This window comes from Rhodococcus sp. USK10 (genome assembly GCF_019378875.1).
In the GTDB taxonomy this organism is placed as follows: domain Bacteria; phylum Actinomycetota; class Actinomycetes; order Mycobacteriales; family Mycobacteriaceae; genus Rhodococcus_F; species Rhodococcus_F pseudokoreensis.
In genome coordinates, this window is the sequence record NZ_CP076048.1 from 6922156 (window position 1) to 6949134 (window position 26979).

The 26979-nt window shown below is 68.3% G+C and carries 25 protein-coding genes; 11 read left to right on the top strand and 14 right to left on the bottom strand.

Annotation, left to right across the window (positions count from 1 at the left end):
* The first annotated feature begins 29 nt into the window (after positions 1–29).
* Positions 30–449 carry a glyoxalase/bleomycin resistance/extradiol dioxygenase family protein gene (locus I1A62_RS38715; RefSeq protein ID WP_192581684.1) on the top strand — a complete coding sequence of 140 codons (420 nt, stop codon included), beginning with the start codon at positions 30–32 and terminating at the stop codon, positions 447–449.
* A gap of 37 nt (positions 450–486) precedes the next feature.
* Positions 487–1164 carry a pyridoxal 5'-phosphate synthase gene (locus tag I1A62_RS38720; protein WP_219461667.1) on the top strand — a complete coding sequence of 226 codons (678 nt, stop codon included), beginning with the start codon at positions 487–489 and terminating at the stop codon, positions 1162–1164.
* Positions 1165–1183: 19 nt separating this feature from the next.
* Here the strand turns inward: I1A62_RS38720 and I1A62_RS38725 are convergent, their stop codons facing one another.
* The 7 genes from I1A62_RS38725 to I1A62_RS38755 all read right to left on the bottom strand — a co-directional run bounded on the left by I1A62_RS38725 (position 1184) and on the right by I1A62_RS38755 (position 8368).
* Positions 1184–1687: a hypothetical protein gene (locus I1A62_RS38725; RefSeq protein WP_072941081.1), complete on the bottom strand. Its 504-nt coding sequence runs from the start codon at positions 1685–1687 to the stop codon at positions 1184–1186.
* A 155-nt stretch (positions 1688–1842) separates the two neighbouring features.
* Positions 1843–2640 carry an IclR family transcriptional regulator gene (locus tag I1A62_RS38730; RefSeq protein ID WP_072941079.1) on the bottom strand — a complete coding sequence of 266 codons (798 nt, stop codon included), beginning with the start codon at positions 2638–2640 and terminating at the stop codon, positions 1843–1845.
* A gap of 72 nt (positions 2641–2712) precedes the next feature.
* Complete coding sequence (locus tag I1A62_RS38735; protein ID WP_124389282.1) at positions 2713–3873, bottom strand: enolase C-terminal domain-like protein; 1161 nt, start codon at positions 3871–3873, stop codon at positions 2713–2715.
* Between the two features lie 27 nt (positions 3874–3900).
* The gene (locus I1A62_RS38740; RefSeq protein WP_225928283.1) at positions 3901–5223 is read right to left on the bottom strand and encodes a sugar ABC transporter substrate-binding protein; all 1323 of its coding nucleotides are present in this window, start codon (positions 5221–5223) and stop codon (positions 3901–3903) included.
* A 26-nt stretch (positions 5224–5249) separates the two neighbouring features.
* Complete coding sequence (locus I1A62_RS38745) at positions 5250–6131, bottom strand: carbohydrate ABC transporter permease (RefSeq protein ID WP_219457555.1); 882 nt, start codon at positions 6129–6131, stop codon at positions 5250–5252.
* Between the two features lie 5 nt (positions 6132–6136).
* The gene (locus I1A62_RS38750; protein WP_206005902.1) at positions 6137–7096 is read right to left on the bottom strand and encodes a carbohydrate ABC transporter permease; all 960 of its coding nucleotides are present in this window, start codon (positions 7094–7096) and stop codon (positions 6137–6139) included.
* Between the two features lie 267 nt (positions 7097–7363).
* Positions 7364–8368, bottom strand: coding sequence for a hypothetical protein (locus I1A62_RS38755; RefSeq protein ID WP_257890652.1), 1005 nt, complete (start codon positions 8366–8368; stop codon positions 7364–7366).
* 137 nt (positions 8369–8505) lie between these two features.
* On the opposite strand from I1A62_RS38755, the gene I1A62_RS38760 reads away from it, so the two are divergent.
* Positions 8506–9687 carry a hypothetical protein gene (locus I1A62_RS38760; RefSeq protein WP_219457558.1) on the top strand — a complete coding sequence of 394 codons (1182 nt, stop codon included), beginning with the start codon at positions 8506–8508 and terminating at the stop codon, positions 9685–9687.
* 40 nt (positions 9688–9727) lie between these two features.
* Here the strand turns inward: I1A62_RS38760 and I1A62_RS38765 are convergent, their stop codons facing one another.
* Complete coding sequence (locus tag I1A62_RS38765; protein ID WP_219457559.1) at positions 9728–10552, bottom strand: NAD(P)-dependent oxidoreductase; 825 nt, start codon at positions 10550–10552, stop codon at positions 9728–9730.
* 186 nt (positions 10553–10738) lie between these two features.
* Here I1A62_RS38765 and I1A62_RS38770 point away from each other — a divergent pair, with 186 nt between their 5' ends.
* Both I1A62_RS38770 and I1A62_RS38775 read left to right on the top strand, forming a co-directional pair.
* On the top strand, positions 10739–11818 hold the full coding sequence (locus tag I1A62_RS38770) for an ABC transporter ATP-binding protein (RefSeq protein WP_206005898.1): 1080 nt from the start codon (positions 10739–10741) through the stop codon (positions 11816–11818).
* 56 nt (positions 11819–11874) lie between these two features.
* Positions 11875–12780, top strand: a complete 906-nt coding sequence (locus I1A62_RS38775; RefSeq protein ID WP_219457560.1) for a 5-dehydro-4-deoxyglucarate dehydratase — start codon at positions 11875–11877, stop codon at positions 12778–12780.
* Between the two features lie 55 nt (positions 12781–12835).
* Here I1A62_RS38775 and I1A62_RS38780 read toward each other — a convergent pair whose 3' ends face one another.
* Positions 12836–14569 carry a peptide chain release factor 3 gene (locus tag I1A62_RS38780; protein WP_124389291.1) on the bottom strand — a complete coding sequence of 578 codons (1734 nt, stop codon included), beginning with the start codon at positions 14567–14569 and terminating at the stop codon, positions 12836–12838.
* Between the two features lie 224 nt (positions 14570–14793).
* On the opposite strand from I1A62_RS38780, the gene I1A62_RS38785 reads away from it, so the two are divergent.
* A complete protein-coding gene (locus I1A62_RS38785) occupies positions 14794–16425 on the top strand; it encodes a fatty acyl-AMP ligase (RefSeq protein WP_219457562.1) in 1632 nt (543 codons plus the stop codon).
* Between the two features lie 65 nt (positions 16426–16490).
* Here I1A62_RS38785 and pth read toward each other — a convergent pair whose 3' ends face one another.
* Positions 16491–17063 carry an aminoacyl-tRNA hydrolase gene (pth, locus tag I1A62_RS38790; RefSeq protein WP_087560038.1) on the bottom strand — a complete coding sequence of 191 codons (573 nt, stop codon included), beginning with the start codon at positions 17061–17063 and terminating at the stop codon, positions 16491–16493.
* Positions 17064–17171: 108 nt separating this feature from the next.
* Positions 17172–17798: a 50S ribosomal protein L25/general stress protein Ctc gene (locus tag I1A62_RS38795; protein ID WP_124389293.1), complete on the bottom strand. Its 627-nt coding sequence runs from the start codon at positions 17796–17798 to the stop codon at positions 17172–17174.
* A 290-nt stretch (positions 17799–18088) separates the two neighbouring features.
* On the opposite strand from I1A62_RS38795, the gene I1A62_RS38800 reads away from it, so the two are divergent.
* Positions 18089–19291: a helix-turn-helix domain-containing protein gene (locus I1A62_RS38800; protein WP_219457563.1), complete on the top strand. Its 1203-nt coding sequence runs from the start codon at positions 18089–18091 to the stop codon at positions 19289–19291.
* A gap of 22 nt (positions 19292–19313) precedes the next feature.
* On the opposite strand, the gene I1A62_RS38805 is transcribed toward I1A62_RS38800, so the two are convergent.
* From I1A62_RS38805 to I1A62_RS38815, 3 genes are all read right to left on the bottom strand, one after another.
* Positions 19314–20786: an FAD-dependent oxidoreductase gene (locus I1A62_RS38805; RefSeq protein WP_219457565.1), complete on the bottom strand. Its 1473-nt coding sequence runs from the start codon at positions 20784–20786 to the stop codon at positions 19314–19316.
* Positions 20787–20916: 130 nt separating this feature from the next.
* Entirely contained in the window at positions 20917–21321 is a 405-nt protein-coding gene (locus tag I1A62_RS38810; protein ID WP_218269428.1) for a PPOX class F420-dependent oxidoreductase, read from the bottom strand.
* A 40-nt stretch (positions 21322–21361) separates the two neighbouring features.
* On the bottom strand, positions 21362–22537 hold the full coding sequence (locus I1A62_RS38815; protein ID WP_219457567.1) for an aminotransferase class V-fold PLP-dependent enzyme: 1176 nt from the start codon (positions 22535–22537) through the stop codon (positions 21362–21364).
* 145 nt (positions 22538–22682) lie between these two features.
* On the opposite strand from I1A62_RS38815, the gene egtA reads away from it, so the two are divergent.
* Genes egtA through egtD form a run of 4 tightly spaced genes read left to right on the top strand, consistent with a single transcriptional unit; the run spans position 22683 to position 26920 of the window.
* Positions 22683–23897: an ergothioneine biosynthesis glutamate--cysteine ligase EgtA gene (gene egtA, locus I1A62_RS38820; protein ID WP_124389299.1), complete on the top strand. Its 1215-nt coding sequence runs from the start codon at positions 22683–22685 to the stop codon at positions 23895–23897.
* Positions 23897–25201 carry an ergothioneine biosynthesis protein EgtB gene (gene egtB, locus I1A62_RS38825; RefSeq protein ID WP_219457569.1) on the top strand — a complete coding sequence of 435 codons (1305 nt, stop codon included), beginning with the start codon at positions 23897–23899 and terminating at the stop codon, positions 25199–25201. The genes egtA and egtB overlap by 1 nt, the downstream gene beginning before the upstream one ends.
* Position 25202: 1 nt before the next feature.
* On the top strand, positions 25203–25949 hold the full coding sequence (gene egtC / locus I1A62_RS38830) for an ergothioneine biosynthesis protein EgtC (RefSeq protein ID WP_219457570.1): 747 nt from the start codon (positions 25203–25205) through the stop codon (positions 25947–25949).
* Complete coding sequence (egtD, locus tag I1A62_RS38835) at positions 25946–26920, top strand: L-histidine N(alpha)-methyltransferase (RefSeq protein ID WP_219457572.1); 975 nt, start codon at positions 25946–25948, stop codon at positions 26918–26920. Before egtC ends, egtD begins: the two co-directional genes overlap by 4 nt.
* Positions 26921–26979 lie beyond the last annotated feature (59 nt).

Consider the following 26979-nt stretch of genomic DNA (forward strand, 5'->3'; position numbering starts at 1 on the left):
GGGACTCGACGCATCACGGACACTGGGAGGTGACGACGTTGCCGGAAGTCCCCGTTCCCGGCGCGCTGCCGTACCTGACGGTGCGGCGCGGTGTCGAGGCGATCGAGTGGTATTCCAAGGTGTTCGGCGCCCGGGTGGTGGGTGAGCCGATCGTCATGGACGACGGCCGGGTCGGTCATGCGGAACTGCGGTTGCCGACCGGCATGATCTATCTCGCGGAGGAATTCCCCGAGATGGGTCTGACCGCGCCGGAGTCCGGTTCGACGTCCGTGAGCCTGATGTTGTCCGTCGACGACCCCGATGCCGTGCTGGTGGGTGCCCGCGACGCCGGCGGCACCGTCGAACGCTGGATCTCGGAGGGCCACGGACACCGCAACGCCACCCTCATCGATCCGTTCGGTCATCGCTGGATGCTGGTGGGGCCTGCCGATCCGGCCGTGTCCGACTGAACGATCCGGCCGCGGCTAGTGTCGGCTCATGCCGAACATGCTGACTGCACCCGACCGCTCGTCGTTTCCGGACACCCGCGCCTGGATCCGCGCCCTGCCGGCGCTCGGCGGCGCGACACCTGCGCCCGCCGACACGCTGCCGGTTTCACCGACCGCGCTGTTCCTCGACTGGATCGAGCAGGCCGCGGAAGCCGGTGTTCCGGAACCGCACGCCGCTGCGTTGGCGACGGTCGACGCCGACGGGAATCCGGACGCGCGTTTCCTGCTCCTCAAGGACGTCACGGAGCAGGGCTTCTGGTTCTCGGGTGACACTCGCTCGCCGAAGGGTCGCGACCTGGCCGCGAATCCCGTTGCGGCACTGTCGTTCTACTGGCGCGAACAGGGCAGGCAGGTGCGGGTGCGCGGCACCGTGGTCGAGGGGGAGCCGGCACTGTCGGCACGCGACTTCCGCGAACGGTCGGTCACCGCGCGGGCCGTGGCGGCCGCCAGCAGGCAGAGCGAGGTGCTGGACGATCCCGCCGAATACGAACGCACGGTCGCGGCGGCGGTGGCCCGCATCGAGGCCGACCCCGACTTCGTGTCGGAGACCTGGCGGGCATGGTGCATCGTCCCCGACAGCGTCGAGTTCTGGCAGGCGGACGCCGGACGCAGGCACGTGCGCCGGCTCTACCGCCGGGAGGCGGACCGGTGGATCCGTGAGGTGCTGTGGCCCTGACCGCACCCGGCGGCAGGGGTCAGCGCGCGGTCGAGGGCGAACGCAAGTCGACGACGATCGACTGGCCGTTCAGCTTCGCGTGGATCTCGGGGCGTTCGAACCCGGCCGCGACGAGGTACTCGCCGAGCAGCGCCAGCAGTTCGTCGGCGTCCACGGTCGGGTCGGCGGAGTGGCTGCTCGCCGACGCGAGGTGCTCCTCGAGCAGTTCGGTGTGTGCAAGACGGCCCGCGACTCGCACGGCTGCCACTCCCATCGCGTTGCGTCGCATGACGGTGCGTCCACGAGATTCGGGCGGCGCCGTCGTGTCGGAGGCCGCGGCCGGTTCCTCGGTGCTGTGCGAACCGGAGCTGCGCGTCGGCAGCGGGAAGGTGAACGTCTCGGCGGAGCTGGTCGTGGACTTGCCGTTGCCGTTGCTGCTGCCGGTCAGTCCGCCCGTGCCCGGTTCGGCGAAAGGGGACCCCGTCGCCGGGCTCCCCGCGGAGCCGTTGCTGCCCGATCCGTTCGTGGAAATGCCGTTCTCCATCGTTTCGCTTCCTGCTCGTGGCCAAACGGGTACCGCGCAAAGCCCGTCAGTGTGCTCGATTCGATCTGAAAGCTACCAGCAGCGTCCGGCGGGCCGCGCACCTCGACGGCTCACGACACGGCCCCGTCGCCGCCCGGACTCTCGGTACCGCCGCGTCAGCGGACCCCCTCCGTCCGCAATTCCCGGGCCCATGCGGACGCGTGCCTCGTCAGCACACCGGCGATCCGCTCCAGCTCACCTGGGTACGACGCGACCTCGGCGGGCATGGACACACTGAGGGCGTCGGTGGCGGGGATCCGGTAGGGCACCACCGTGGCGATGCACACCACGCCGACCGTGCCCTGCTCCCGTTCGAGGGCCCACCCCCGGTTGCGGACCTCGCCGAGTTCGGTGACGAGGTCGTCGAGGTCGACGATGGTGTTGTCGGTGAACCGCTCGAGTTTCGCGGGAAGCAACTCCCGGACCTCGCCGGTGGTGAGTTCGGCGAGAAGAGCCTGCCCGAGTGCGGTGACGTGGCACGGCAGTTTGCGGCCGACTCGGTGCATCCGCCGAACCTCGACCTTCGATCCGCGACTGGCGAGGTAGATGACGCTTTCCTCGTCGCGCCGCGCGAAGTGCACGGTGTGGCTGACTTCCGACCGGAGCGCCTCGAGCACCGCCGCCGCTCTCGACACGACCGAATCCTTGTCGAGATACGACGTGCCGGTGAGCAGCGCGTGGGTGCCGATGCCGTAGCGGGAACCCGACTCGTCCGCCTCGATCCACCGCAGATCCTTGAGCGTGCGCAGGAGCGCGTGCAGACTCGAGCGCGGATATTTGCACGCTTCCTGCAGCTCGCCGAGGCTCATGCGGGTCGGCGACGCGGCGAGCGTCTCGAGGATGTGGATGGTGCGTTCGGCGGATTTGACCGGTTGGGATTCCGGGGCCGCCCCACGCGTGTCTTCTGTCACCATGAAGACACTATCTCTCATTCTGAACGCGATATCACCTACTGACCCGTGCCCGGTGCCGGCGAGGGGTCGCACTCAGTACTCCGCGACGAGGTTGGCCGCGATGTACTCGAGATCGATGTCCTCGCCGAGACCCGGTCGCTGTGGCATCGCCACCATGCCGTTCTCATCGACGGGGTCGACGATGGACTTCAGGTGCGGCGGCACCCAGTCGTAGTCGACGTGCGGGTGCAGAAGACCGCGCTCGTACCACTGGACGTTGTTGGCGGCGCCGACGAGCGCGAGGTTGGGGGCGCCGTTGCCGTGGATCTCGCACTCGAGGCCGAAGCCCTCGGCCATGTGCATCGTCTTCAGGGCCGGGGTGATGCCACCGCCGTTCATGGCCCCGACGCGCAGGATGTCGCACGCGTCGTTCGCGATCCAGTCGGCACGGGACCGGTGCCTGCCCGGCGTCGTCTCGGGGCCGATCACCGGGGTGTCGATCTGGTCCGCGAGCCACTTGTACGAGCGCAGGGAGAACTCGTCCATCGGCTCCTCGAACCAATCGAACTTCAGCCGGTCCAGTTCGCGCCCGAGCCTCAGGGCGTCGGTGCGTGAGTACCAGTGGTACCCGTCGAGCATCAGCGAAAAGTCCTCGCCGACGGCGTCGCGGACCGCGGCGCACGCGTCGATGTCCCGGCTCAGGCTGGGGGCACCCGGAAGCGGAGGCATCCAGGTGTGCAGTTTGATGCCCTGGTAGCCACGCTTTTTCAGCTCGACGGCGAAGTTCGCGTAATCCTCCGGCGTGGCGAGGCCGCCGTCGATGTCGTCCCCGCACATCGTGCTGGCATACGCCTTGACCTCGGTGCGCGCGCCGCCGAGCAGTTTCCACACGGGTGTGTCGAACTTGTTGCCCGCGAGGTCCCACAGCGCCTGGTCCAGATAACTGCACGTGTGTTCGGGAAGTTCGACCGCCCGCGTCCGCTGCCGGATCGCCCACTTCTTGTCCGCAGCTTCCCGCGCCAGCGGGTCGGAGCCGATCAGGACGGGCCGGAAATGCTGCTCCACCTGGTCCTGCCGAAGGTAGTTCGGCTTGCCCAGGACGTACCCGCTGACGCCGTCGGAGTCGGTGATCCGCAGCAGCGCCCCGGTCGTCGGCACGGACGGGCCGGGATGGCGATGACCGTACGAGTCGACCGAGGTCCGTGCCTCAGTCTTGAAAACCTGCACGGCGACTTCTGTGATCACGCTGGACATGATGATTCGCTTCCTCTTCGAAAAGTCTTATTTACCCTGGCGGGCGACGTACTTGGCCATGGAGCGGTCGAGTTTCTCGGCGAAGTCGTCGGCGAAGTCCTGCGCGCTGAGCTGCCCGATGAGCACTTTCTGCCACTGGCCGAGCATCTGCACCTGAACGATCTTGCCGAAGTCCGGCAGGTAGTCCGGCGGCGTCACCAGCACGGTTTTCGGGTCGTCCAGTGCCGCGAGCGCGGCCTGCACCGACGGCATGCTCGCGAATTCCGGGGCGGAGCGGGCGGCCTTGTTGACCGGGATCTGCCCGACCCGCTCGTTCCAGTACGCCTGCGATTCCTGAGACGTCATGAACTCGAGGAACTTCCACGCTGCGGCCTGGTGCTTGCTGCTCTTGAACACGGTGTAGGACGGGAACGGGTCGGTCATGACAGTGCGCTTTCCGTCCTCGTTCCGCGGCAGGGCCACGGCGCCGGCCTTGTCGCCGAGCGCCTTCTCGTGGTTGCTCAGCGAGCCGAGGTTGTGCTGCATCATCGCCACGGATCCGCCGCCGAAGCTCGCGACCATCTGCGGGAAGCCGTTGTTGACGTCGGCGGTCGGGGTGGCGACGTCGTAGAGCGCGGCGAAGCGTTCGATGGCGTCGACCATCTCGGGACGGTTCAGCGTCGACTCGCCGTCCTCGAAGAAGCTCTCGATTCCGGTGCTGGCGAACATGTACTGCAGCAGTGGGTAGATCGATCCGGCGCCGCCGCGAATGGTGAATCCGTAACGGCCGTCGTCCTTGTCGGTCAGATCCTTCGCGGCCTCGAAGAATTCGTCGTAGGTGTCCGGCGGCTCGATCCCGGCCTCGGCGAACCAGTCGGCGCGATACCAGAGGGTGGCGTTGTTGCTGGTGTACGGGAGACCGAACAGATGCTCGCCGCCGCCGGATTCGCGTGCCGACTCGAGAATTCCGGCGTCGTACTCGTCGCGCTGCGGTGACGCCGCCATGAAGTCGTCGAGTGAGATGACGGCGTCCTGGGCGACGAGCGGTGCGAGATAGGCGGTGGACACGATGCCGAGGTCCGGTGCCGAGCCGCCGGCGAGCGCGGTCTGGTACTTCTGCTGGGCGCTGTCCGACGGAAGGCCCACGTATTGGATGTCGATGCCGGGGTTGGCGGCCTCGAACCGGCGGATGAGCTCCTCGTACAGCGGAGTGCGGTCCGGTCCGGCGTTGTTGTCCCAGAACGTGAGCTGGGCGTTGTTCGGATCGCCGAGGGCGCCGTCGGGCAGTGACGTCTCGGAACTGCAGGAGGCGAGCACGAGCGTGGCCGCCGCCCCGACCAGGGTGGAGCGCAGGAGCGTTCGCCGGTTCATGTGGATCCTCTTTTCGAAAGTCATGATCAGCCCTTGACGGCGCCGGCGCTCAGGCCCTGGACGAGGTACTTCTGGATGACGGCGAAGACGGCGACCACCGGCACGGCGGCGATGAGACCGCCGGCGGCGAGAACTCCGAAGTCGACGTTGTAGGAGCCGATGGTGTAGCTGAGGCCGACCGGCAGCGTGAACTTGTCCTGGCTGCTGATGAACATCAGGCCGAACAGGAAATTGTTCCAGCTGCCGATGAAGGCGAACGATCCGACGGCGATCAGGCCGGGCCGCAGCAGCGGCAGCATGATGATGCGGAATGCGCGCAGGCGTGAGCAGCCGTCGACCATCGCGGCTTCCTCGAGTTCCACCGGGATCTGCGCGATGAAACCTGCCATGAGCATGGCGGCCAGCGGAAGCTGGAACACGGTGTCGGCGACGATGAGTCCCGTCAGGTTGTTGACGAGGTTCATCTCACGGAACACCTGGAACAGCGGGATGAGCAGCATGGCGCCGGGCACGAACTGGCTGCAGAGCAGTGCCATCACCAACGGGATCTTCGCGCGGAACTTGAAGCGGGCCAACGCGTATCCGGTGGCGAGCGCGGCGAAGGTGGTCAGGACGAGCGACAATGCGGCGACGATGAGGCTGTTCTTGAAGAAGAAGCTGAAGCCGAGGGTGTTCCACACGGTGTCGAAGTGCTCGAACGTGAGGGGCCAGGGGAGCATCGAGTTCGATCCGGCGGGCCGGAACGCGAACACGATCATCCAGTAGAACGGCACCAGTGTGAAAAGCAGGTACAGGGCGAGCGGCAGTCCGACGCTGAACAGGCGCGGCTTCTTCGTGCGCACCCGCAGCTTCCCGGTGGTGTCCGGCTCGGGCAGCGCAACGGTGGGGCGATCGGTGGTGGTGGTCACGACGGTCAGACCTTCTCACTGTTGAACTTGCTCAGGCGCAAGTAGAGGATCGAGCAGAACAGCAGGATCACGAATGCGACCGTGGTGAGTGCCGAGCCGTATCCGAAGTCCTGGGCGGTGGTCGCGAGCTGTGAGACGTACAGCGGGAGCGTCGTGGTGACGTCGGCGGGGCCGCCCGCCGTGAGGGTGTAGAGCAGATCGACGTTGTTGAACTCCCACACACCGCGCAGCAGAGTCGACAAGATGATGACGGCCTTCAGGTGCGGGAGGGTGACGAAGCGGAACCGCTGCCAGCGGTTGGCGCCGTCCACGTTGGCCGCCTCGTACAGGTCCTTGGGGGCGCTCTGCAGTTCGGCCAGGATGAGAATGGCGAAGAACGGAACACCGCGCCACAGTTCCGCGACGCCCGTCGCCCAGAACGCGGTGTCCGGGTCGGCGATGGGCGCGGCGGTGCCGTCTCCGATGCCCATGTTTCCGAGAAGTTTGAACAGGCCCGTGGACGGGTTGTAGATCAGCAGCCAGATGCCGGTGGTGAGGACGCCGGAGACCGCCCAGGGGGAGAACACCAGGGCGCGTGCCAGGCCGCGGCCCCGGAACACCTCGTTGACCAGCAGGGCCAGCCCGAGGCCGAGGATCAGCTGGAACACGACCTGAAATCCCACCCATTTCGCGGTCGTGACCAGGCTCGTCCAGAAGAGGGAGTCGGCGAACATCAGCCGGAAGTTGTCGAGACCGGCGAAACCGTTGTCCCACGGCGTCGTCGGGTTGTAGTACTGCAGGCTGTAGTAGAAGACGCTGCCGACCGGGTAGAAGATGAAGACGGCCAGCAGGATGACGACCGGCGCGATCAGGATGTAGGGCGCTGCAGCCCTGCGCCAGGCCGGTCTGCGGCGAATGCGACCGGGAGAGGCCGGCGGCGCGGCCGCGGACTGCCCTCCTGGCCTGTGGGAGGTGGTGGTGACCATGGTGCACGCTCCGAAGTTCGGTGCCGGTCGCGCCGGCGGGTCAGGGGATTGTGGCTACTGCTGCTGTCGCGAGATCACGGAGGTGGCTCGTCAGCGGGGAAGGTGATGGGAACGACTACGGCCTCCGGCCTTCCCGGAGAGCCCGGTGTGCTCGGGGGCTCCGGTGGCGGCGCGTCCGTGTCGTTCATGTATGTGAACTCACGTTCTCTATGTGAATTGTCGAACTCACTATGACGGCAGTCACAAGGTCCTGTCAAGCGTGATCGGTTAGACGGTGCGGAGGAGCCAGTCGGCGGCCTCGACCTGCATTTCGGCCGAAAACCGGTGTCCGCCTGCGAACCACTGCGTGGTCAGCGCCCCGGACCCGTCGTACGCGCGCCGCAGCAGGCTCTCGGAGTCCCGCATCCCCTGCAGGCCGAAGTGCGAATCGTCCCGCGCGAACTGGACCAGCAGCGGCCGCGGCGCAGCGCATGCGGCGACCTCCGGCCAGTCACACACCGCCGGCAGGCCCGGCGTGATCATCAGCCACGTCGTATCGTCTGCCCTGCCGTCCGCGACATCGGCAAAAGTGCTCATCATCGCGGTGATCACCCCTGCTCGCAGGCGCGTCGAACACGCCAGCAGGTGCGCGACGCGAGCCCCGCCGCCCGAGAATCCCGCCGCGGCCACCCTGTTCGGGTCGACGCCGTCGGTCGCGAGGAGAACGTTCAGCGCCCGCAGGTCCTCGGCGGCGATCCGGGCGGCGAGCGAGGTGCCGGTCAGGGTCGCAGCCTTGGCGAGGCCGTTCTCGTGCTCACGGGCCGCCGCCTCGTATCGGCACCGGCGAACATCGGGGGTGTCGGGCCCGGGTGGGTATGCGGTGAAACCTGCCGACCTGGCGCGGTCCGGCAGTTCCGGCCAGGGCACGCGCCTGCTGCCCCAGGGGAAGACGTCGTGCACGAGTACGACGAAACCCGCCTGCACCAGCCCTGTTGCGACGGCCAGGCCGTCGTACCCCCGTGTCCGGAGTTCGGCGACGCCCGGCGGGACTCCGTCGGGGCCGTCGGCCACCTTCTCCTTGCCGTAGAACTTGACGCCGTCGTGGGCGTGCATCAGCAGGACCGCGGGACGCGCCGCGGACTCGGCCGGCCGGTAGGGCCGCAGGAGCCAGGCCGCGGTGTCCGGACCGTCGTCACCGGCCGTCCAGGTGAGTTCGCGACCGGCGACGCCCTCTCGGTTCCACGACCTGCCGTGCCGCACGTCGGGCGTGACCGCCGCCTGTTCGTCGTCCACACCGAGGACGTTGCGAACGGCGTCGCTGTGTCGGTCGGCGGGGGTCGATCGTGGACAGTGGGGTGAAGGGTGTGTTCCCATGTGTGAACTCCGTCTTGTCTACCGAATTCTGTTGCCAAATTTTCGAGGGGTTTCACATGTCCGAAAGAACCGTCGATCGCATCGTCGCGCACGCCTATCCGTGGGACGTGCTCGGCGATCCGCACTTCGTCGACCGTGCGCGCGCCCTCGGGGTCGCCGAGATCTCGCTCGCCGCCAGCTATCACTCGACCCGCGCCGCGACGCCGCTGCATCCGGCGCACAAGGTGGTCGACGCCCATCACGCCGCGCTGTACCGCCCGATCCGGCCCGCTGCGTGGGACGGTCACACGGTCACGGCCAGGGCGGCGACCTGGGCCGGATCCGAGGATGCGTTCGCGGATGCGGCTCGAATCCTGATCGACGCAGGCATCGAGGTGAATGCGTGGATCGTGCTGTCCCACAGCACTGTTCTCGGGCATGCGCATCCGGACGCCACCGTCGTCAACTGCTTCGGGGACCGCTACCCCTACGCGCTCGCGCCCGGGCACCCGGACATCGTCCGGTACGCCCGCACGCTCGCGGCGGAGGCGGTGCGCGGCGTCGCCCTGCACGGTGTGTCGATCGAGGCGTGCGGACAACTGGGTATCGCGCACGTCGGCCCGCACGAGAAGACCGATGGTGCCTATCCGGGTATCGGCGACACATTGATGTCGATCAGCTGCACCGAACGGGAACGGGAGCTGTGGGCGGATCGGGGCGTCGATCCGGACAAGCTGGCGGCCAAGCTGCGTGCCGGCGTGGATGCGCTGACCCGGAGCATGCTCGCTCCGGACGCCGTGATCACCGACGTCCTCGACGAGGCGGAGGCCGAGGCCGTGCTGTCCGTGCGCCATGCGGAGGCCGACGCCCTCCGGGGTGCGGTGCTCGGCGCCGTGCGGGCCGAGATTCCGTCGGCCCGCGTCACGCTGCACGGCCATCCGAACCCCTGGAAGACCGGGCCTTCGCCTGCATTGACGTCCGCCGCTGCGGGAGACGTCGATGCCGTGCTCGTCTCGGCCTGGCCGGGAACTGCGGAGACCGTCGCCGTCACCAAACAAACCCGGGCGATCGTCGGTGATGCCGCAGACGTCGGGGCCTACGTGTCGGTGCTGCCGCCGAAGAATCTCGACGACGTGAGCGGCCACGTCGCGGCCACGGTCGCGGCCGGAGCCAACGAGCTGCACCTCTATCACCTCGGGTTGGTCAACGCGGTGCAGCTCGATGCGCTGGGCCGAATCATCCGCGACTTCTCGGTCTGACGCATTCGAGGTGGGCGCCCACGGCGCCCACCTCGGGACGTCACCGCATCCGCTGCCCGAGCGGGTGGTCGCAGAATGCTCCGCCGACCCGCTGGAGGATCGGGTCGTCGAAGGACCATTCGTGGTCGGCGAGGAACTCGTCCGCGAACACCTCCGCGTCGTCCTGTGGTTCGTAGCCGATGGCGGCGCCCTCCGCTGCGGACCACCAGCTGCGGGTGTTCCGCGAGATGCCCCACACGGTGTGGAATCCCTTGGCGGAGTCGGACAAAGCGGCCTCGATCAGGCGAGCGGTGTCGGCCGGCGACATCCAGGACGCGAGCCCGCGGTAGTTGGGCGGCCGGTCGAAGCTCGAGCCGATGCGCAGGTTGACGACGTCGATGCCGAAACGGTCGTGGTACAGCCGGCCCAGTGCCTCGACCGCTGCCTTGCTCCAGCCGTAGAACCCGTCCGGGCGCGGCGGAACGTCGCCGGGCAGCGGGTCACCGCCGGCCTCCGCGTGCGTCCAGAAGCCCACGGCGTGGTTGCTCGACGCTGCGATCACGCGCGTCACGCCGTGCGCGACGGCGGCCTCGAACACCGCCTGGGTGCCGTCGACGTTGACGGACAGAATGTTCTCCCACGAGTCCTCGGTGCTGAGTCCGCCCAGGTGGAGCACGGCGTCGACGCCGTCGACCGCGGCGGCCACGGCGGCGCGGTCGGTGACCGAACCCTGTACGTACTCCTCGTGTCCGGGGTCGATGTCGGTGATGTCGGCGATGTCGAACAGGCGGAGGGTGCGGCCGGGCTTGCGGAGTAGCGGCCGCAGCATCTTGCCCATGTTTCCTGCGGCGCCGGTGATCAGTAGACGCGAGGCGATGTCGGTCATGTCTTCTCGTACCTCTCTGGGAGTAAGTCTTGTAATGCACATCACGGTAGTACATACTTCGAAACGAAGTCACTACCTTGGCGCAGATTCACGTATGTGAACAACATATGGAGATCGGCCGCTTACTTCACACTCCCACCCGGATCGTCCGGCACGTTCCTGCCGGTGAAGGGACCTCCCACCATCATGGCAACAGTCGCATTCCACGGCGTCACCAAGCTGTTCCCCGGCGGCGACAAGGCCGCGGTCGACCACCTGGACCTCCACATCGACGACGGCGAATTCCTCGTCCTGGTCGGACCGTCCGGCTGCGGGAAGTCGACGTCCCTGCGCATGCTCGCGGGACTCGAGGACGTGGACAAGGGCACGATCGCCATCGGCGGCAACGACGTCACCGAGTTCCAGCCGAAGGACCGTGACATCGCCATGGTCTTCCAGAACTACGCCCTCTACCCCCACATGACGGTGGGGGAGAACATGGGCTTCGGCCTCCGGATCGCCGGCGAGGACAAGGCGGAGATCAAGCGACGCGTCCAGGACGCCGCCAGGATCCTCGACCTCACCAAGTTCCTCGACCGCAAGCCCAAGGCCCTCTCCGGTGGTCAGCGGCAGCGAGTGGCCATGGGGCGCGCCATCGTTCGCAAGCCGCAGGTGTTCCTGATGGACGAACCGCTGTCCAACCTCGATGCCAAGCTCCGCGTGCAGACCCGTGCGCAGATCTCGGCGCTGCAGCGCAGGCTCGCCACCACCACCGTCTACGTGACGCACGATCAGGTCGAGGCCATGACGATGGGTGACCGCGTCGCCGTCCTGAAAGACGGAGTTCTCCAGCAGTGCGACACTCCGCGCCGCATGTACGAGCACCCGAACAATGTGTTCGTCGCCGGGTTCATCGGCTCGCCCGCGATGAACCTGCTCGAACTTCCCCTCGTCGACGGCGGTGTCAGCTTCGGCGGCTCCGTGGTCCCCGTTCCGCGGGCCGCGATTGCCGGGATCGGGGAGCACTCGGTCACGCTCGGTGTGCGTCCCGAGGATCTCGCGATCACCACGGGCAGCGGGCTCGACGTCACCATCGATGTCGTCGAGGAACTCGGCGCCGACGCATACGTGTACGGCCAGGCGGACATTCACGGGCGAAGGCAGCCCATCGTCGTTCGCGCCGACGGTCGTATCCCGCCGAAGCGCGGAGAGGTGATCACGCTGTCGTACGCCGCCGAGCGCACCCACCTGTTCTCCACCGTCACCGGTGAACGACTCGTCGACTAGCGGCGACCCCGCCCTCCCCGACGGACATCCGACCACATCGATCAAGGAGCAAGACCATGCTTGACGGAGTTCTCTTCTTCCCTGTCACCCCGTTCGACGACAACGGCGACGTCGATCTGCCCGCGCTGGAACAGCACATCGAAACCGGTGTCGCGGCCGGACCGGGCGGAGTGTTCGCCGCGTGCGGCACCGGCGAATTCCACGCACTGTCCGCGGCCGAGTTCCGGACCGTCGTGGAAACGGTGGTCACGGCAACCGGCGGCCGGGTCCCCGTCTTCGCCGGCGCCGGAGGAGCGCTGCCCGTCGCGAAAGAGTTCGTGGCCGCCGCCGCGGACGCCGGAGCCGACGGCATCCTGCTCCTGCCGCCCTACCTCGTCGGAGCGCCTGCCGACGGCCTCGTGGAGTACGTGAGGCAGGTGTCGGAATCGAGTGACCTCCCGGTCATCGTGTATCACCGCGCGAACGGCCAGTTCACCGAGCAGAGCGCTCTCGCGGTCGCGCGACTGCCGAAGGTCGTCGGGTTCAAGGACGGCGTCGGCGATCTCGACCTGACGTCGCGAATCGTGCGCACGCTGCGTGATTCTCTCGGCGACAAAGAGTTTCAGTTCTTCAACGGCCTCCCGACGGCCGAGGTCTCGCAGCAGGCCTACCGGAGCATCGGCGTCACCCTCTACTCGTCGGCGACGTTCGCGTTCGCCCCGGACGTGTCGCTCGCCTACTACCGGGCGCTCGAGGAGGACGACACCGAACTGGTCGACTCGCTCAACCGCGAGTTCTTCCATCCGCTGGTCCGGCTCCGCGACACCACCCCCGGATACGCGGTCGCGCTGGTGAAGGCGGGCGTGACGTTCACCGGCCTCGACGCCGGTTCGGTGCGGGCGCCGCTCGTCGACGCCAGTGCCGAGCACCGGTACACATTGGAGCAGATTCTGGCAGCGGGGCGGAAGGTGCTGGCGCAGTAGCCTCTTCGATCATCGGCGGGCCGCGGGACCCGCCGATGATCGAAGCGCGTCGGCACTAGTCGGCGGCGGCGACGAGGGGTTCGAGCGTGAGGTCGGGCAGTTCCTTCTGGATGTACTGCAACCGCCACTTGTCGCTGACGAGGGCCAGCATCACCCCGTCCGAGCGGGTGAACACCTCGACACCGCGCTGACGGTTCAGTTCGTCGGCCGACTCGGCGTCGGTGCGCCGCGCCAACGCGTAGCCCAGCGGTTCCATCCGGGCCTCGACGTTGAACTCGGCCTTCATCCGCGCCGCGACCACCTCGAACTGCATGGGGCCGACGGCCGCCATGACGGGGGAGGCGTCGCCGCGGAGGTCGTTGCGGAGGATCTGCACGACACCCTCGGAATCGAGCTGATCCACGGCCCGCCGGAACTGCTTGTACTTGCCCGCGCTCTCGGCCCGCAGGATGGAGAAGTGCTCCGGCGCGAACGACGGGATCGGCGGGAACTCCACCTTCTTCTCGAAGAACAGGGTGTGACCGGGGGCGAGTGCGGTGGCGTTGACGAGTCCCACCACGTCGCCGGGGTACGCCGATTCGACGGTCGAACGCTCACGGCCGAACACGGTCTGCGCGTACTTCGTCGTGAACGGCTTACCGGTCTGGGCGTGGGTGACCACCATGCCGCGCTCGAAGACGCCCGACACGATGCGCATGAACGCCAGCCGGTCGCGGTGCGCGGTGTCCATGCCGGCCTGGACCTTGAAGACGACCGCGCTGAACGGGTCGGCGACGTCGCGGGGGGTGCCGTCGACGTCGTCCCGCGCGCGCGGCGGCGGTGCCAGCTCGACGAGCGTGTCGAGGATCTGGCGGACACCGAAGTTGAGCATCGCCGACGCGAAGATCACGGGCGACGTCTGGCCGCCGAGGAAGAGTTCCTGGTCGTGGTCCTGACCGGTGGCCGACAGCAGTTCGCTCTCCTCCGCGGCGGTCTCCCACTCGGAGCCCTCCTTCGCGAGGGCGGCGTCGGCGTCCATGACCTCTTCGGGGGCGATCTTCGCGCCGCCGGCGGTGCGCGTGAACCGGATGTACTCCCGCGGGGCACCGTCCTCGCCGCGCCGGAGCAGTCCCCGGAAATCGCCGGCGATCCCGACGGGCCAGTACAGGGGGGTGGGGGTGAGCCCGATGCGTTCCTGGATCTCGTCGAGAAGCTCCAGCGGCGTCTGGCCCGGCCGGTCCCACTTGTTGATGACGGTGATCACCGGAATTCCGCGATGACGGCACACCTGGAACAGCTTCAGTGTCTGCGGTTCGAGACCCTTCGCGGCGTCGATCAGCATGACGGCGGCGTCGACTGCGGTCAGGACGCGGTATGTGTCCTCGGAGAAGTCGGAGTGGCCGGGCGTGTCCACCAGATTGATCACGTTGTCGACGGGCTCGTCCGCCGACGCCTCGGTGGAGCGGTAGTTGAACTGCAGGGCGGTGGAGCTGACCGAGATGCCGCGGGCCTTCTCCATCTCCATCCAGTCGGACACCGTCGACTTGCGGCCCGCCTTGCCGTGGACGGCGCCCGCCTCGGAAATGACCTTCGCGTGCAGCGCGAGCGCCTCCGTCAGCGTCGACTTACCGGCGTCGGGATGCGAGATCACGGCGAACGTGCGGCGACGCGACGCCTCGGCCCGGACACCCTTCTCGGATTTCCCCTCCGGTGAGGCGGATGCCTCGGATTTCGCGTCCGATGAGCCGGACGCGGCGGCAGGCGCCGCCTCGGCTGGAATGGTGTCGGCCGAGTCGGACGGGGTAGTCAACGAAGAACCTCTCGGGGGACGGGATGCGTGCGGGAAGGCCGTGTGGCCGCATACCAGGTTACTCGGGTGCCGAAGACGAACTCGCAGCACAGTCACATCCACGGGCGCACAGCCAGGGACGAGTAACGATCGACGGCCGGTCACGTATTAATCAGTGAGTCGTCGGGGCGCTCCGGAGTTCACCGTTTCTGCGTTCGGACACCCGTATGTGCAGGAGGAAGACAGTGAGCAAGTTCACCGACGAGATGTACGCGACCGCGGCGAGCAGCACCCGTGGTCTCAACACGGGTGAGCCCGACGCGCCTCTACGACAGCCGTGGGGTGAGATCCACAAGGCGGCGCGCCGCATGGCGGGCGCTCTGGCCGACGCGGGCATCGGCCACGGCGACGCCATCGGCATCCTCGCCGGTCAGCCCGTCGACATCGCACCCTCCTGCCAGGGCGCCTGGATGCGCGGCGCGTCCGTCACCATGCTGCACCAGCCGACCCCGCGGACCGATCTGGCCGTGTGGGCGAAGGACACCGAAACCGTCATCACCATGATCGAGGCGAAGGCCGTCATCCTCGGTGCGCCGTTCGACGCCGCCAAGCCGCTCCTGGAGGAACGCGGCATCACCGTCGTGACGGTGGCCGAGCTGAACGAGGGCACACCCATCGACCCGGTCGAGACGTTCGAGAGCGACATCGCCCTGCAGCAACTCACGTCGGGGTCCACCGGTTCGCCCAAGGCCGTGCAGATCACGCACGAGAACTTCTACACCAACGCCTACGCCATGATCGACCGCATCAAGTTCTCCATCGAGGACGACGTGATGATCAGCTGGCTGCCGCTGTTCCACGACATGGGGATGGTCGGATTCCTCAGCGTGCCCATGCAGGTCGGCGCGGAGGTCGTGAGCATCACCCCGATGGACTTCCTCCGCACGCCGCTGCTGTGGGCGGAACTGATGGGCAAGTACAAGGGCACCGTCACGGCCGCCCCCAATTTCGCGTACTCCCTGCTGGCCCGCCGCCTCAAGCAGGCGGAGGACGGCGCAGTCGACCTCAGCACCGTCCGGTACATGTGGAACGGCGCCGAACCCGTGGACCCCGAAACCATGAACGCGCTCGCCGAGGCAGGCGCCCGGTTCGGGCTGAACCCGTCCGCACTCGCCCCCGTCTACGGAATGGCGGAGACCACCCTCGCCGTCTCCATCCCCGACCCGGACCAGGGGCAGGTCGTCGACCACGTCGACCCGGACCTGCTCGAGGCGATGCAGCGTGCCGTCCCGTCGCACAAGCCGAACGCGCGCGCCCTCGCCACCCTCGGAAAGATGGTGCCGAACCTCGAGGGACGCGTCGTCGACAACGAGGGGGAACTGCTCCCGACCCGCGGTGTCGGCATCATCGAGGTCCGCGGCAAGGCGGTCACCCCCGGATACATCACCCTCGACGGGCACAAGCCCGCACAGGACGCGGACGGCTGGCTGAACACCGGCGACGTCGGCTACTTCACCGAAGAGGGCCTCGTCGTCGTGTGCGGTCGCGTCAAGGATGTCATCATCATGGGCGGCCGCAACATCTACCCGACCGACATCGAGCGGGCCGCGGGCACCGTCGCCGGAGTGCGCCCCGGCAATGCGGTGGCCGTGCGCCTCGACGCCGGGCAGAAGCGGGAAAGCTTCGCCGTCGCGGTCGAGACCAACGACTACCAGGACCCCGAAACGGTCAAGCGCATCGAGCACGAGGTCGTGCACGCGGTGTTCTCCGAGGTCGGTGTGCGACCCCGCACCGTCGCCGTCCTCGGGCCCGGCAGCATCCCCAAGACGTCCTCGGGCAAACTCCGCCGCGCCACGTCCGCGAACCTGGTGGGGTAGGCGCTCCGCGCCCGTGCGTGGTTGAGGAGTCTCTGGACTCGTTAACCACTCACGGGCGCGAAGCGCTAATGCAGGCGGTTCTGCGCGGCCTCGAGCCCCACGCGCAGGACCAGTTCGACGGCGTCCGCCGATTCCTCGCAGACGAGGTCGAGTTCCTTGCGTTCCACCGACGAGAACGGCTTGAGCACGTACGACGCCGGATCCATCCGCCCGGGGGGACGGCCGATCCCGACGCGGGTGCGCAGATAGTCCTTGGTGCCGAGCGACTGCGAGATGGACCGCAGCCCGTTGTGCCCGCCCTCGCCGCCGCCCTGCTTGAGGCGGATGGTCCCGAAGTCGAGGTCGAGTTCGTCGTGGATGACGACAATGTTGCCCGGGTCGACGGAGAAGAAGCGGGCCAGCCCGGCGACGGCGGAACCGGACAGGTTCATGAACGACCGCGGTTTGGCGAGGATCGTCGGCCGGCCCTCGAGCCGGCCCTGGACGATCTCGGCGCCGCTCTTCTTGTGGGCGCTGAACTTGCCACCCATGCGCGCGGACAGCACGCCGGCCACCATGAAGCCGACGTTGTGCCGGGTCTTCTCGTACTGCGGTCCGGGGTTGCCCAGACCCACCACCAGGGCGGTGTCTTCACTCACCGACAGGGTCCTTCCGTGCGTGAGGGGGTCGTGTCAGACGACAGCGGCGCGTCACCCCGGGACAATCCGGGACGACGCGCCGCCGACATCAGTGCGGTTGCGAGAGGATCAGCTCTCGGAGCCCTCTTCGGCCGGAGCCTCGGCGGTCTCGGCCGCGGCTTCGCCGGTCTCCTCTTCGAGGTCGGCAGCGGTCGGGGCCGCGACGACGTTCACGATGAGCAGTTCCTCGTCGGCCTGCAGGGTCGAACCCTTGGGCAGCTCGAGCTGGTTGGCCAGGATCTGGGTGCCGACCTCGAGGCCCTCGACCGAAACCTCGATCTGCTCGGGGATGTGCAGCGCGTCCGCTTCGAGGGAGACGGTGGCGGCGTCCTGCGCGACCAGGGTGCCGGAAGCGGCCTCACCGGTGACGACGACGGGGACGTCGACGGTGACCTTCTCGCCCTTCTTGATGACGAGGAGGTCGGCGTGCTCGATGTAGTTGCGGATCGGGTGAACCACGACCGACTTGGTGAGCGCGACCTGCTCCTTGCCCTCGATGTCGAGGGTCAGGATGGCGTTGGTGCCGTGCGCGCGCAGGATGGCGGCGAAGTCGCGGGAGGGCACGTTCAGGTGGCGGGGATCCTCACCGTGGCCGTACAGGACTGCGGGGACCTGGCCGTCGCGGCGTGCGCGGCGGGCGGCGCCCTTACCGAACTCGGTGCGCACGGCGGCTACGAGGCGATTTTCGTCAGACATGGTGAAACGGCTCCTACAACTCACGGTGGTAACTGGCGGGCGGTTCGAGTCGACGAGGGACGAACGCGCGACGGCCAGGAGCGAAACGCTCGAGCAGAGCCGTAGCCGCGTCGATCACGGTGAGCCAGCCAATTGGAACTTCTGGTTCACCCTCGCCGAGACAACTTATGGAACTCTACCGGATGGGCCGCTGACCTGCTAATCGGGTGCCCTCGGGCGGGTGGTGCGGCCACCGCGGTCCGGCGGCGGGCAGTGGTGTGGCTCACAACGCTGCGGGTAGCCTCGGCGGTGTGAGCGCTGAACGCCCGACCGCCGACCGGCTGACCGCAGTGGCAACCGGTGTGGATCTGCCGCGGCATGCGCGGCTGCTCAGCCAGGTGCACGACGCCGTGCTCTCCGGGCAGCGGCCGCCGGCGCTTCCGCGGGGCGTGGTGGCGCGGTCGTGGTCCCGTCTGCAGGCGGGCGGCGTGAGCCCGGACCACTGCGCCGACGTGGAGCCCGCCGACTTCTCCGAGATCGAGGCGCGGCGCACCCGGACCGCGCTGCGCACCGTGCTCCCGGAGTTGCGCAGCACGTTGACGCAGGTCGCGGAGGACGCGAATTTCATCGTCGTCATCGCCGACGCCGACGGTGTCCTGTTGTGGCGGGAGGGTTCTCGCGGAGTCCAGAAGGCGGCCGACGCGCTCGGGTTCACGGAGGGTGCGCGCTGGGCCGAACAGGCCGTCGGCACCAACGCGATCGGCACAGCTCTGATCGAAGATGCTGCGGTGCAACTGTTCTCGGCAGAGCATTACGCGCCCACGCACCACGGCTGGTCCTGCACCGGGTCGCCGGTGCACGACCCGCGCACCGGCGAGATCCTCGGCGTGGTCGACATCAGCGGGTCGGCGATGTCCGTCCACCCGACCACCGTCGCGCTGGTCCGCACCGCGGTGCGTCTGGCCGAGGCGACACTGTGGCGTGAGCACACGGCGCAACTGGACAGGCTGCGCGGCCGGGCGGCACCGCTGCTCGCGTCGGCGGGAGGTCCGGCGCTGGTCGTCGACAAGCACGGCTGGGTCGCGGAGGCGAGTGGCATCGCGGCGCCGGAGCGGGTCGCGCCGCCGAGCCTCGACAAACCGCTGCTCGTCCCGGGGCTCGGGCTGTGCGTGCCCGAACCGCTCGGTGACGGCTGGCTGGTGCGCCGACGCGTCGACGGCGCGGCCATCGAACTGGAACTCGACCTCGGCGATGCGCCGCAGGTGACGGTCCGGGGCGACGTCAACTGGACGCGGGCGCTCTCGCCGCGGCACGCCCAGATCCTGCGGGTGCTGTCGGCGGCCGGAACGGCGGGCGTCGACGCCGCCTCGCTCAGCGAAGCGTTGTTCGGCGACCGCGACCACGTAGTGGCGGTCCGCGCCGAGGTCTCGCGTCTGCGCAAGAGTCTCGGGGCGGTCCTGAGCACCCAGCCGTACCGGTTCGCGGCCGGTGTGACGGTCCGGCGCGTCGGGTAGGTCCGGTCAGGGGTAGATCCGGTCAGTTCTGCTTCGCCGCGCTGATGCCGGCGCGGCGGCCGTAGAAGCTGCCGTCGCCGAGGGACGTACCGCTGGCGTAGCCGCCTGCGCACACCCCGGACGTGCACCGTCCCGCCGCGAACAGGCCGGGAATGGGTTCGCCGGACACGTGCAGGACCTCGGAGTTCACGGTCGTCCGCAGGCCGCCGAGGGTGAAGCCGAGCGTGAAACCGCGCAGGTCGAGGGCGGCGACGGGCGAGCCGATCGGCTTCACCCATTCGGACTTCTTGTGCAGCAACGGGTCCGACCCTTCGACGGCGTGCTTGTTGTACACCTCGACGGTCGACTGGAGTGCGCCGGCGGGCAGGCCCATGTCGGATTCGAGTTCCTCGACGGTCTCCGCCGCCCACTTCGGCTGGGCGCGCAGGAACGGCGTTGCCGTGGTCGCGGCCGCGCCCTCCTCGTACGACGCCTCGTCGATGACGAGGAACGCCTGGTTGTCCTGGTGGAACAGGGTCATCTGGCCGATCCGCCCGGAGTAGGTGTCCTCCGGGACGTAGCGCTGCCCCCGGCCGTTGACGAGGATGCCGCGGACGACCAACTGGGGGTCGCAGAGGAACGCGACCTCGGTGGCGTCCATGTGGGCGAGATCGGCGCCGAGGGCCTGCGCCATGAGGATCGAGCGCCCGTCGTGCTCCTCGATGGCGGCGCCGGGGCGGCCGATGAGCCGCGGGGCGTGGGCCTCGATCATCTTGTCGTTGTACGCGAAGCTGCCGGTGGCGAGGACGACGCCGCGACGCGCCCGCACGGCCACCTCCTTGCCGTACTGTTTGGCGACGATCCCGACGACGCGTCCGGTGTCGTCGGTGACGAGCGTCTGGACGCGCATGTCGTATTCGGCTCGGACCCCGAGCTTTTCGGCGGTCTCGACGAGCGGCTTCATCAGCATGTAGCCGCCGCCCTTCTCGCCCGTCCGCTTGCCGTCCATCTGCGGAACGTGCCCGCGCGGTGCGGGGGTGGCGATCTCGTTGAACGGTGCCGCGTTCTCGCCGCCGGAGTACATGAGCCCGTCGTCGAACGGCGGCTCCCAGCCGGGTTCGCCCCAGAAGCTCTCCTTGAACGGGACCCCGCAGTCGACGAGCCAGTTGTAGTGCGCGACGCTGCCCTCGCAGTAGTCGGTGATCTTCTCCTCGTCGGCGCCCGGGCCGAGCGCCGCCATCATGAACGTCTTCATGTTCTCGGGGGAGTCGTCGAACCCGCACGCCTTCTGCAGCGGCGTCCCGCCGCCGAGGTAGATGAAGCCGCCGGCGAGTGCGGCGGCACCGCCCCATCCGCTGGTGCGCTCGAGGACCAGGACGTCGGCGCCGGCCCGTGCCGCCTCGATGGCGGCGGACACCCCGGCGATGCCGTAACCCGCGACCACGACGTCGGCCTCGTAGTCCCACTCGGTGACCGTTGCTGCGGACCGGGGGCGGATCGGTGTGGCGTCGACCATGGGTGGAAGTCCTCTCGGGCGGTCACGGGAGAATGTGACGTGGGTTACCCCCAAACTGTAACCTGTTACAAAACCAGATTCGGTGGATCTCCCGGTGAGTGGGACGCGGTGCCGGAAGGCTGTTGCCCGGCTATTCGGGCAGGTCCGTGACGCCGGACAGCTCGTAGTGCAGGGTCGGCGTCCGCGCGAGACGGTGCGCGAGATGAACCCCGATCCGCTGCACCACGGGATACTTCTTGTCGATCAGCGCGCCCGCGGCACGCGCCTCCTCACCGGACAGCAGTCGCGCCGTCGCCTGCGCCGGCGGGCCCGTCGGCTTCCCGGACCACGTGCACGGGCGGATCCGGACGTCCGGGAAATTGCGCAGCCGTTTGTTCTTCGACGCCCGGCCCGGGGTGCGGAAGTACGCCCGATCGCCCTTCACGGCGATATTGACCGGGGTGTCCACCCACGACCCGTCGCGTTTGCGCGTCTGTAATTGCACGACCTTCTCCGCGGCGAAGCGGTGCAGCGCCGGTGACCCCTGGTCAGTCATCACGAAGTCCTGAATCTCGGGTGCATTCCAGCGTACTGCGCTACTTCGCGAGTGTCCGGACCTCGGCGAGGAACCGGTCGAGATCGTCGGGGGAGCAGAAGTAGTGCGGCGACGCGCGCACCACGGCGTCCAGTCCGCGGGCGCTCATGTCGAGCAGCGTCGAACCGCGCAGGCTGGCCGTGACGGTGACGTCGCGGGCGGCCAGCAGTTTCCGGACGTCGCCGGGATCGAACCCGTCGACGGTGAACGAGACGATTCCGCAGCGGCGGGCGCCGAGGTCGCGCACGGTGACGCCGGGGATCGCCGCGAGCCCTGTCCGGAGGTGCTCGGCCCCGGCCACTACTGCCGACTCGACCTCGTCCACTCCGAGGGCGAGGAGATAGTCGGCCGCCACCCCGAGCCCGAGGCGGGCGGCCACGTCGCACTCCCAGAACTCGAACCGGCTGGCATCGGTCGCCAGGCGGTACGCGTCCGCCGCGGTCCACTCCGCGCTGTGCAGGTCGAGCGCGGCCGGTTCGAGCGTCGCGGCCAGATCCTGCCGGACGTACAGGAAGCCGGTCCCCCGCGGTGCGCGCAGCCATTTGCGTCCCGTGGCGGAGAGCGCGTCGACGCCCAGTTCGCCCACGTCGAGGGCGATCTGGCCGACGGACTGGCACGCGTCGAGAAGCACGAGCGCGCCGTGCGCGTGCGCCAGTTCCGTCACCTCGCGGACGGGGTTGACCAGGCCGCCGTTGGTGGGCACGTGCACGAGGGACACGAGACGGACCCGGTCGTCGAGGAGCGTCCCGAGGGCGGCGACGTCGATCTGGCCGGTGGGGTCGCTGGGAATGACGTCGACCGTCGCGCCGACGGAGCGGGCCCGCTGCAGGACGGCGATGGCATTGCTGGCGTACTCGACCTCCGAGATCAGCACCCGGTCGCCGGCCTCGAGCGGGACGGCGTGGAAGAAGTCGTTCCAGGCGGTGGTGGCGCTGTCCACCAGTGCGATGCTGTCGGCGCTCGCCCCGATCAGGCGGCCCAGTGACGACTTCACGGCCGCGAGATCATCGGCTCGTTCCGCCGCCGCGACGTAGCCGCCGACGTCGGCCTCCCGGCGCAGGTGCGCGAACACCGCGTCCAGGACCGGGGCCGGAGGAAGCGAGGAGCCCGCGCTGTCCAGGAACACCTTGTCGAGGCACCCGGGGGTGTCCCGTCGCGCCTGCTCGAGGTCGAGCATGTCCGATACCTCCCGTTTTGCGGTAATTGGACTCGAACGTACCCGTGAGGTTCCTCGAAAAGTATGCCGATGGGGCGTGCATCGACGGCCGAGGCGCTCTAATGTCGATAACGACGTTCAGGCGGCGCCCGAAGGGGAGGGTCGAATGGCTACTGCAGTTCAGTCCGTCGAAGCAACGTGTCTCACGTCGCGACCTGCGGCAGAGGCGTATCTGGGTGGTGTGTGCTTCAAACTCGGGCCACCACAGCTGATCGGCGCGGAATTGGAGTGGCTGACCGCGCAACTGCCGGAACACGTGCGTCCCGACCTCGCCGCTCTCGCCGAAGCTCTCGGGCCGCACACCCCCAGAACCATCGATCCCTCTTCTCCTGCCCAGCCCCTTCCCGGTGGCAGCGCCGTCACGATCGAACCTGGCGGACAGATCGAACTTTCCAGCGCCCCCTATCACTCCGCACGGGAATTGTGCGACTACCTCGCCGCCGATCAGGCGGTACTCGCCGATCTGTTGTCGGCGCGGTCGATTCAGATGTCCTCCGAGGCCGCGGACACCCGCAGACCCGCCCAGCGTCTCCTCCAGTCACCGCGGTACTGCGCCATGGAATCCCGATTCACGGGCATCGGGCCCTTCGGCAAGCTGATGATGTGCAATACCGCCGCGACCCAGATCAGCGTGGATGCCGGAGTCGATCCGGTTGCGGTGGAGAGGCGGTGGCACCTGCTGCATGCGGTCGGACCCGCGTTGATCGCGGCCTTCGCGTGTTCACCGCGGCTGTACGGGGTACCCGACGGGCAGTGGGCGTCGCAGCGGATGCGGACGTGGCTCGAACTCGATTCGCCGCGGACCACCGGAACCCCGCACAGCGCGGACTACGCGGCGTGGGTGCTGGACGTGCCGTTGCTGTGCATCCGCAACGACGGACCGGACTGGACGGCGCCCGAAGGCGCAACTTTCGCGGACTGGGTGGAGGGGGCGCTGGACGACGTGATCGGCCGCCCGACGTCCGCCGACCTCGACTATCACCTCACCACCCTGTTCCCACCGGTTCGGGCTGCCGGGCATCTGGAGGTGCGTTACCTCGACGCGCAACCGGGCGATCAGTGGCGGGTTCCGATCGCGGCGATCGACGCACTGCTGTCGGGGCCGGGAGCCATGGCCGAGGCGCTCGCCGCGGCACTGCCCACCGCCGAACGCTGGCGGGACGCCGCCGAGTTCGGCCTGGCCGACCTCGAACTGCGTGCTGCGGCAACAGCTCTGCTGTCGCTTGCGGCGGCGTACTCGCCCGACCCCGAATTCGTCAGACTGCTCGACACCGCCGCCGAACGATGTTGCCGGGGCCAGGCCCCGAGCGAGGAACGCTGATGGGTACCCGCGAAAAGATCGAGACCGTGCTGACCCGGGCGCGGGAGCGCACCGCCGGATTGACGGACTGTGTCGACGGGGAAGACCTCGTGACGCAGCATTCCCCGCTGATGAGCCCACTCGTGTGGGATCTCGCGCACATCGGCAACCAGGAAGAATTGTGGCTCGTGCGGGACGTCGGCGGCCGCGAACCCGTCCGCCGTGACATCGACGAGTTGTACGACGCATTCAAACATTCCAGGAACTCCCGGCCCTCCCTTCCGCTGTTGAACCCGGACGAGGCCAGGGAATACCTCCGTACCGTTCGCGACAAGGCGTGGGACGTCCTCGACGGCAGCACGTTCCGGGGCCGCCCGCTCGAGGAGGGCGGATTCGCGTTCGGCATGATCGCGCAACACGAGCAGCAGCACGCCGAAACGATGCTCGCCACCCACCAACTACGTTCCGGTGCAGCGGTGTTGACCGCGGAGAGTGCGCCGCGTGTCGGAGGGGCGATCGCCGAGGACGAAGTGGTCGTTCCCGCAGGCGAATTCACGATGGGAACGTCGGACGATCCGTGGGCGCTCGACAACGAGAGGTCCGCACATCCGGTATACGTTCCGGCGTTCGTGATCGACGCCGTCCCCGTCACCAACGCCCGCTACCTCGAGTTCGTCGACGACGGCGGGTACGCGCGCCCCGAGCTGTGGAGCGAGCGGGGATGGGCCCATCGCCTCGACGCGGGGCTGGAAGCGCCCCAGTTCTGGGAGAACGACGGCTGCGGAACGTGGTGGCGCCGCAGGTTCGGGGTCACCGAGCCGATCCATCCCCAGGAACCGGTGGTGCACGTCTGCTTCTTCGAAGCCGAGGCGTTCGCGCGCTGGGACGGCAAGAGGCTGCCGACGGAGGCCGAATGGGAGAAGGCGGCGCGATGGGATCCGTTCAGTGGCCGTTCGCGCCGATTCCCCTGGGGCGACGGCGAACCCGACGCGTCGCTGGCCAACCTCGGGCAGCGCCACCTCGGACCCGCGGTGGTCGGCGGATATCCGTCGGGGGCGTCCCCGCTCGGCGTGCATCAGCTGATCGGCGACGTGTGGGAGTGGACGTCGTCGCCCTTCGAGCCCTATCCCGGTTTCGCGGCGTTCCCGTACCGCGAATACTCGGAGGTGTTCTACGGCGGCGACTACCGCGTGTTGCGCGGCGGTTCGTTCGGCACCGATCCGGTGGCGTGCCGCGGGACGTTCCGCAACTGGGACCACCCGATCCGCAGGCAGATCTTCTCCGGATTCCGCTGTGCCCGGGACCTTCCGGGAGACGACTGCTGAGATGTGCCGACACCTGGGCTATCTGGGACCGGAACGATCAGTGGCCGACCTCGTCGGTTGCGGCGAGAACTCGCTGCTGCACCAGTCCTACGCGCCACGCGACATGAGGGGCGGCGGAACCGTCAACGCCGACGGGTTCGGTGTCGGGTGGTGGAGTGCGGACGGATTCTCCCGCTACCGCAGTGCCGCGCCGCTGTGGTCGGATCCCGTCGTGCGAGAGACGTTGCCGAACATCCGCTCCCACGCCGTGGTGGCTGCCGCGCGGTCGGCGACGGTCGGAATGCCCGTGCAGCACACGGCCTGCGCACCGTTCTCCGACGACACCTGGGCGTTCAGCCACAACGGGGTGGTGCGCGGCTGGCCGGAGTCGCTCACCGGGCTCGCCGCGGAACTGCCCGTGAGCGAGCTGCTGCAACTCGAGGCGCCGACCGATTCGGCCGCGCTGTGGCTGCTGCTGCGCCGGGCGCTCGGCGAGCAGGACCCTGAGAAGGCCATGTGTGGACTCGTCCAGTCCGTCGTCGCTGCCGCCCCGGACTCGCGACTGAATCTGCTGCTGGGCAACGGCACAGAACTGTGGGCGACCACCTGGCATCACTCGCTGTCGGTGCTCGTCGACGACGAACGGGCCATCGTGATGTCCGAACCCTACGACGACGACCCCGCATGGCAATCGATTCCGGACCGTCACTTCGTCAGCGCACGTCCCGGACACCTGATCGTCACCCCGCTCGAGATGGGAGCACGATGACCACCACACCGACCCTCGAGGTGTACCTGCAGCCCGAACAGCTGAAGGCCGCACTCCGTAAGGACGCCACCGTCGGGCTCACGTCGAACCCGAAGTGGCTGCCGCCCAAATACTTCTACGACGCCCGCGGCAGCGAACTGTTCGAGCAGATCACCGCGTTGCCCGAATACTTCCCGACGCGCACGGAACGGGAACTGCTCAGGCGATATTCGGGGGAGATCGCCGCGGTCGCGGCGCCGGAGATTCTCGTGGAACTCGGATCGGGGTCCTCGGAGAAGACCCGGCTGCTGCTCGACGCCGGCACCCGGCACGGAACCCTCCACACGTACGTGCCGCAGGACGTGTCGGTGTCCGCACTCGAGGGGGCGGCGGAGCAGATCGGCACGGAGTTCCCGAACCTCACCGTGCGCGGTGTCGTCAGCGACTTCACCGAGTCGTTGCACCACCTTCCGCGCGGCGGTCGCCGCACGATCGCGTTCCTCGGGGGCACCCTCGGAAACATGGTGGCCGCCGAGCGCGCGGAGTTCCTCTCCGGGATCGCCGACGTCCTCGAACCCGGGGAGCACCTCCTCCTCGGTGTCGGACTGGTCGTCGATCCCGCCGTTCTCGTCCCGGCATACGACGACGCCGCCGGGGTGACGGCACAGTTCAACCGCAATGTGCTGCAGGTACTCAACTCGCAACTCGACGCGGATTTCCCGGTAGACGAGTTCCGGCACGTCGCGCTGTGGGACGCCGGCAACGAGTGGATCGAGATGCGGCTCGAGGCCGAGCGTGCGATGTCGATTCGCATCGCCGAGCTTGATCTGGACGTCGAGTTCGCCGCGGGTGAGCAGCTGCGGACGGAGATCTCCGCCAAGTTCACCCTCGACGGCATTCGACTGGAGTTGGCGGAGGCGGGATTCGGCATCGACCGTGTCTGGACCGACCCGGACGAGCGTTTCGCGCTGGTGTGCGCCGCGCGGACGTGACCGACAAGATCAACTTCGGGCGTCGGCGCGCTTATAGTTGCCGCGTAGCGCGTCAACGA